Below are 7,193 nucleotides of genomic sequence, written 5' to 3'. Positions count from 1 at the left end.
GAGTTGCCGCGCGCTCAGAAGCGGTTGCGCATCCGTGACCGGCGCCGGCCGGCCCTCGGGGTCGGCGGCGATCAGCGCCCTGGTGTAGTCGCTTTGCGGGTGCGCGAAGATCTGCTCGACGGGGCCGATCTCCTCGACACGGCCCGCCCGCATGACGCACACCCGCTCGGCGAAGCGGCGCACCAGGTTCAGGTCGTGGCTGATGAACAGCATTCCCATGCCGTGGGTGTCGCGAAGCTCACGGAGCAGCGCCAGGATCTCCTGCTGGACGGTGACGTCGAGCGCGGTGGTCGGTTCGTCGGCGATCAGAAGGGCCGGGTTGTTGGCGATCGCCATGGCGATCATCACTCGCTGGCGCTGGCCGCCGGAGAGCTGGTGGGGCCAGGCGTCGAGCAGCTCGTCGACCCGCGGCAGCTTGACCTGTTCGAGCAGCTCGCGGGCGCGGCGGCGCGCGGCGTGACCGCGAAGCCCCTGGTGCAGGCGCAGGGTTTCGCCGATCTGCCTGCCGATGCGGTGCAGCGGGTTGAGCGAGGTCATGGGCTCCTGGAAGACGAAGCCGACCCGGTTGCCGCGCAGCGCGTTCCACTCGCGTTTGCCAAGACCTGATAGCGAGGTGCCCTCGAGCCAGCGCCCGCCGCTCACCTCGGCGTTGCCGGGCAGAAGGTCGATCGCTCCCAGGGCGGAGACCGACTTGCCGGAGCCCGACTCGCCGACGATCGCCAGGGTCTCGCCGCGCGCCACGCTCAGCGAGAGCGAGGTCACCACCGGCTGTCCGTCGAAGGTGACGCCAAAGTCATCGAGGCGAAAAAGCGGCTCAGACATGCGAGGCTCCCGGGGTCGGTGCGGTGGCGGCATTCACGTGGCGGGGATCGAAGGCGTCGCGCAGCCCTTCGCCGATGAACACCAGCAGCGACAGCATGATCGCCAGCGTCATGAAGGCGGTGATGCCGAGCCAGGGCGCGTGCAGGTTGTTCTTGCCTTGGGCGGCGAGCTCACCCAGCGACGGCGAGCCCGGCGGCAGGCCGAAGCCGAGAAAATCCAGCGCGGTCAGCGTGCCGATGGCGCCGGTGAACAGAAACGGAATGAAGGTCAGGGTCGCCACCATGGCGTTGGGCAGCACGTGGCGCCACATGATCAGCCGCGACGGCAGTCCCATGGCCCTGGCGGCGCGCACGTACTCCAGGTTGCGCGCGCGCAGAAACTCGGCGCGCACGATGTCCACGAGCCCCAGCCAGGAGAACAGCAGCATGATGCCCAGAAGCCACCAGAACCCCGGCTGCACGAAGCTCGCCAGGATGATCAGCAGAAACAGCACGGGAAGCCCGGACCAGATCTCGGTGACGCGCTGGCCGATCAGGTCCACCTTGCCGCCGAAGTAGCCCTGCACGCCGCCGGCCAGCACGCCGGTGACGATGGAGCCGGCGGTCAATACCAGGGCAAAGGCCACCGACAGGCGAAAGCCGTAGATCACCCGGGCCAGCACGTCGCGCCCCTGGTCGTCGGTGCCGAGCCAATGGCGGGCATCCGGCGGCGCCGGCGACGGGCGGCTCATCTGCATGTCCAGCGTCTGGTAGGAGAAGCGGATCGGTGGCCACAGTGCCCAGCCGTTCTCCTCGATCTGCTCCTGGATGAACGGGTCCAGATAGTCGGTCCGGGTGGGCAGAAAGCCGCCGAACTCGGTTTCCGGGTAGTCCACCAGCAGTGGCGCGTACCACTGGCCGTCGTAGTGCAGCACGAGCGGCTTGTCGTTGGCGACGAGTTCCGCCGCGAGGCTGACCAGAAACAGAGCTCCGAACAGCCACAGCGACACCCGGGCGCGGCGGTTGGCCTTGAAGGCGTTCAGGCGGCGCCGGGTGATCGGCGAAAGGCGAAGGGCGGCCATGGTCACGACTCCCGGGTGGCAAAGTCGATGCGGGGGTCGACCCACACGTAGGTGAGATCCGAGACGAGCTTGAGGATCAGCCCGATCACGGTATAGAGGAACAGCGTGCCGAAGATCACCGGGTAGTCGCGCTGCATCACCGCCTCGAAGCCGAGAAGGCCGAGTCCGTCCAGCGAAAAGATCACCTCGATCAGCAGCGCCCCGGTGAAGAAGATGCCGATCATCGCCGCCGGTAGCCCGGCGATGATGATCAGCATGGCGTTGCGAAACACGTGCCCGTAGAGGATGCGATGCTCGCTTGCGCCCTTGGCCCGGGCGGTGAGCACGTACTGCTTGTGGATCTCGTCGAGAAAGCTGTTCTTGGTGAGCATGGTCAGCGTGGCGAAGCTGCCGATGGCCGCCGCGGCGACCGGCAGGGTGATGTGCCAGAAGTAATCCTTGATCTTGCCGAAAAGCGAAAGCTCGGCGAAGTCCGGCGAGGTGAGCCCGCGCAGCGGAAACCAGTCCAGGTAGCTTCCACCGGCGAACAGCACGATCAGCAGGATGGCGAACAGAAAGCCGGGAATGGCGTAGCCGACGATCACCAGTCCCGAGGTCCAGACGTCGAAGCGCGAGCCGTGGCGAAGCGCCTTGCGAATCCCCAGCGGAATCGAGATCAGATAGACCAGCAGCGTCGTCCAGAGCCCGAGCGAGATCGACACCGGCAGCCGCTCGATCATCAAGTCGATCACCGGACGGTCGCGAAAGAAGCTGGTGCCGAAATCCAGGCGCAGGTAGTCGCCCATCATGGTCAGGAAACGCTCGTGGGCGGGCTTGTCGAAGCCGAACTGCTGCTCGAGCTGGGCGATGAAGCGCGGGTCGATGCCGCGTGCCCCGCGCGAGTCGTCGCTGACCTGGATGTCCGCGCCGCCCATGTCCAGGCGCGTGCTGGCCATGGCGTCGGCGCCTTCGAAGCGTGCCAGCATCTGGTCGATCGGCCCGCCCGGGGCGGCCTGCACGATCATGAAGTTGAGCAGCATGATGCCCAGCAGCGTCGGGATCATCAACAGCAGTCGGCGTAGGGTATAGCGGGCCACGATGAACTCCAGTCAGTGGGGCGAAGGCCCGGTCAACGGCGCCGTTCGAGCTCGGCTTCGCGCTCGGCGTCCACCCACCAGGCGTCCAGGTCCATGGCGTATGCGGGAAAGGGCTCCGGGTACCCGAACTTGTTCCACACGGCAATGCGCGTCTCGCCGGAGTGGTAGTGGGGAATGGCGTAGAAGCCCCAGCGCAGCACCCTATCCAGCGCTTGGGTCGCGGTGTCCAGGGCCTCGCGGTCCTCGGCACGGATGATGTGGTCGACCAGGTCGTCCACCGCCGCGCTCTTCAGGGCCATGCGGTTGCGGCTCTGAGGCGTGTCGGCCGCCGCGCTCGTCCAGTAGTCGCGCTGCTCGTTGCCGGGGTTGTTCGACTGCGGGTAGTGGCTGATCACGATGTCGTAGTCGTAGTCGCGCACCCGGTTGAGGTACTGGTTGATGTCGACGATGCGCATGGACGTGTCGATGCCGAGCCGTGCCATGTTCCTGAGCATGGGCTGCACCACCCGCTCCATCGCCGCGTCGTACATCAATACCTCGAGGCGCAGCGGGCGGCCGGTTTCGGCATGGATCAGCTCGCCTTCCTCGATCTCGTAACCGGCGTCGCGCAAAAGCGCCAGGGCGCGGCGCAGGCGCTCGCGCAGATCCTCCGGCTCGGCGATCGGCAAGGGATCGGTGAACAGCCGGTCCGAGTGAAAGGCGTCGACCAGCTCCTCGCGGTGCGGCTCGAGCAGCGCGAGCTCCTCTTCGGAAGGCGCTCCCCGGGCCTGCATCTCGGAGTTCTGGAAATAGCTCTCGGTGCGCGAGTAGGCGCCGTAGAAGATGTTGGTGTTGAGCCACGGGAAGTCGAAGGTGAGGGAGAGCGCCTCGCGTACCCGGGCGTCCTGGAACTTCGTCTTTTGCAGGTTGAAGACGAAGGCCTGCATCAGCGACGGGTTCACGTCCGGCACGGTGATGCGCTCGATCAGCCCCTCACGGTAGGCGGGGAAGTCGTAGCCGATCGCCCAGGTGGCGGCGCGGGCATCCTCGCGAAAGTCGATAAGTCCCGCCTTGAAGGCCTCCCAGGCGATGTCCCGGTCGCGATAGTAATCGAAGATCACCCGGTCGATGTTGAAGCGCCCGACGTTGACCGGCAGATCCTTCCCCCAGTAGTTCTCGTCGCGTTCGTAGACGATGCGCCGGCCCGGGTCCACCTCGGCGATTTCGTAGGGGCCGGAGCCCGGGTGAGCGGCGAGGGTGGGCGAGCCGAAGTCCCGCGGCTCCCAGTAGTGGCGCGGCAAAATCGGCAATTGGGTGACGATCAGCGGCAGCTCACGGGAGGTGGTGTCGCTGAACTCGAAGCGCACCTGGTGCTCGCTCTGCGCGATCACCTGGGAAACCCCGGCATAGTAGCTTGCGTAGAACGGGCTGCCCTGCTCGCGCAAGAGATCGAAGGAGAACACCACGTCGTAGGCGGTCAGCGGCTCGCCGTCCTGGAAGCGCGCCTCCGGGCGCAGGTCGAACTCGATCCATTCGCGCTCCGGGTCCAGGCGTACGCCTTCGGCGACCAGCCCGTAGAGACTGAAGGGTTCGCCCGGGTTGCTCGCCATCAGCGTGTCGTAGATCCGGCCGATGCCCGTGGCGGGGGTGCCGCGAATGATGAACGGGTTGGTCGAGTCGAAGCTCGATCCCACGGCGGTCTGGATCATGCTGCCCCCCTTGGGGGCCTGCGGGTTGACGTGGGGAAAGTAGGCGAACCCGTCGGGAAGTTCGGGGCTGTCGTAGAGCGACAGGGCGTGGACGGTCTCCACCGGGCCGCTGGAAGGCTCCTCCATGAGCGACTGGACGACGCTCTCGTCGCTTGCCGCCACCGGCAGGGAGAGCGCGCCGAGGGTCAGCAGCAGCGCACGCAAGGTATTCACAAACGCCACACCGCTTTGCATGAAGGATGTCCTATCGTTGCCAAGAGGCCATCACACCCGCGCGATGGCCGAAGGATGAATGCTCCTCAGCGCGCCGTGAGCGCCAGAAGCTGCCCGGGGGTGAGTGCACCGGGGCGGTCTAGCGCATTCCAGCGAATAAGATCGCGCTGGTCAAGGTTATATCGTGCGGCGATGGCGGAAAGGCTGTCTCCGTTTTCGACGCGGTGGACCGCCGGCGTCTCGGTCGAGGCCAGGGCGCGGTCGCTGCTTTGCGAGAGTTCGGCGATCAGTTCGCTGTCCGCGGATTCGGGTACCAGCAGCGTCTGGCCGTTGCGCGGGCCCGCCTGGGCGCCGAGCAGGCCGGGGTTGAGTTCGGCCAGGGCCCGCTGGCTGACGTTGAGAAGCTGCGAGGCTTCGGCCAGGCTCAGCGGGTTTTCGAGCTTGACCTTGGCGAAGGCCGGGGTGGCCTGAATGTCCGGCAGCTCGACCCCGTAGCGCTCCGGGTCCTGGATGATGGTGGCGATCGCCTTGAGCTTGGGCACGTACTGCATGGTTTCCGACGGCAGCGACAGATCCCAATAGCTTCCGTCGAGCCCCTGGCTCTGGGCGCTGCGCAGGGCCTTGTTGACGGTACCGGCGCCGGCGTTGTAGGCGGCCAGCGAGAGCATGATGTCGCCTTGGTACCACTCGGCGGCCTGGGACTCGAGGTAGTCGAGCGCCGCCTGAGTCGAGGTGACGACGTCCAGGCGCCCATCGTAACTCTGGTTGCGCACCAGCCCCAGGGCGTCACCGGTACCGGGCATGAACTGCCAAAGCCCCGCCGCGCCGCGATGGCTCTTGGCACTGGGGTCGAAGGAGCTTTCGACGAAGGGAATCAAGGCAATCTCGCCGGGCAGGCCGCGCTCGCTGACCTGCTCGCTGATCCAGGCAAGCCAGGGTGTGGCTCGCCGGGTGATCTCGACGATGTTCTGCGGGCGGGCGCGGTAGTGCTCGATCCATTCGTCGACCCGCGCCTGCGCCTCCAGCGGCAGGGTGATTTCCTGCCACTGGAAGCTCTGGCGCATCACGCTCCAGACGTCTTGGGGCTCGAGGCTCAGCGAGTCCCAGAAGTGGCCGTGGTAGGCGTCGAGGCGCGGCGCTCGGGCTTGCTCTTCGCGCGGCGAGGGTAGGGGTGTCGTGGTGCTGGAGGAGGCGTTGAAACTGCCGAGCGTGCCGGGGGAGGCTTCGGAGTTCGCGGCGGCGGCCATCAAGAGGCCCATGATCACGGTGCTGCCAGCGCTCAACACAAAGCGCTGGCGGATCGTACGATAGGTCATAGTCGGTCTTTTGGCTAAAGGCGTTAGAAACGGTTCTTCCATTCGCGCAACGTCGTGAACGTCGCCAGGTCGTCACCATTCGGGCCTTGTGTACCTGCGCTGCGGCGCACGCTGTCGGTGGCCAGGCGCAGGTAAGGGTTGATCTTGAGCTCGCGCCCGATGGTGCTGGGAAGCGTGGGGCGATCCATCGCGCGCGCTTTGTCGCATTCGTTGCGGACATGAGGGAGGGCAGTATTGTCCGGGTCTGCCGCCTGGGCGAAGGCCAGATTGGCCTGGGTGTATTCGTGGCCCGCGAACACCAGGGTGTCCTCGGGAAGGCGCGCCAGGGTGTTCAGAGAGTCGAGCATCTGGGCGGGCTCGCCTTCGAACAGACGACCACAGCCGGCGCTGAACAGAGTATCTCCGCAGAACAGCAGCGCCGGAATGCCGGCGGCGAAGTAGCTGACGTGATCGAGGGTATGGCCGGGGGTGGCGATCACCTCGAACAGACGTCCCATTACGCGGATCTCGTCGCCGTGATCGACGACCTGGTCGATGCCTTCGATGGCCGGGTTGTTCGGGCCGATCACGTGGGCCCCGTAGCGCTTCTTGAGCTCCTTGACACCGCCGGTGTGATCGCCGTGGTGGTGGGTGATGAGGATCGTGGCGAGTGTCAGGCCTTCGCGCTCGAGAAGCTCGATGACTGGTGCCGCTTCGCCGGGGTCCACCACGCAAACGTTTTGGCTGGTATCCTGTCTCAGCAACCAAATATAGTTGTCACTCAGCGCGGGAATCGGTGTCACGCTCATCATGGGCGAGATCCTTTAACGTTCAGACAACGCTGCTGCGTGGGTCTTGGACGACCCACAGCGGTCGAAAAAAGTCGCTACTTTGGAGGCAAGCGCAGTTCATGTCAAATTCCCCGACGGCGGCGATGCTCGCCCGATGCATGACCCAAAGCCAAGCTTACTGGCAGTCGCCGGCGGGGCGTTCGCTGTGGGAAGCGCAGCGTGCCTGCCTGGGACCAGTGGTGGAAAAC

At 66.0% G+C, this 7,193-nt stretch carries 6 protein-coding genes; all 6 read right to left on the bottom strand.

All coding sequences use genetic code 11. The features are described 5' to 3' along the window. The coding region (locus BIS11_RS07750; RefSeq protein WP_253585886.1) for an ATP-binding cassette domain-containing protein at nt 1-822 on the bottom strand (822 nt) is incomplete at its 3' end. Continuing rightward, nucleotides 815-1,882: an ABC transporter permease gene (locus BIS11_RS07745; protein ID WP_253418302.1), complete on the bottom strand. Its 1,068-nt coding sequence runs from the start codon at nt 1,880-1,882 to the stop codon at nt 815-817. The genes BIS11_RS07745 and BIS11_RS07750, both read right to left, overlap by 8 nt. Before the next feature lie 2 nt (nt 1,883-1,884). Continuing rightward, nucleotides 1,885-2,958, bottom strand: a complete 1,074-nt coding sequence (locus tag BIS11_RS07740; RefSeq protein ID WP_253418304.1) for a microcin C ABC transporter permease YejB — start codon at nt 2,956-2,958, stop codon at nt 1,885-1,887. Between the two features lie 32 nt (nt 2,959-2,990). Next, on the bottom strand, nt 2,991-4,880 hold the full coding sequence (locus BIS11_RS07735; RefSeq protein ID WP_253418306.1) for an extracellular solute-binding protein: 1,890 nt from the start codon (nt 4,878-4,880) through the stop codon (nt 2,991-2,993). A gap of 65 nt (nt 4,881-4,945) precedes the next feature. Continuing rightward, complete coding sequence (locus tag BIS11_RS07730) at nt 4,946-6,175, bottom strand: transglycosylase SLT domain-containing protein (RefSeq protein ID WP_253418308.1); 1,230 nt, start codon at nt 6,173-6,175, stop codon at nt 4,946-4,948. 23 nt (nt 6,176-6,198) lie between these two features. Then, nucleotides 6,199-6,966: a hydroxyacylglutathione hydrolase gene (gene gloB / locus BIS11_RS07725; protein WP_253418311.1), complete on the bottom strand. Its 768-nt coding sequence runs from the start codon at nt 6,964-6,966 to the stop codon at nt 6,199-6,201. Nucleotides 6,967-7,193: the final 227 nt, after the last annotated feature.

It is taken from the genome of Halomonas sp. 707D4, assembly GCF_024158685.1.
Lineage (GTDB): Bacteria > Pseudomonadota > Gammaproteobacteria > Pseudomonadales > Halomonadaceae > Vreelandella.
This window is presented reverse-complemented; position numbering and strand designations above follow the sequence as displayed.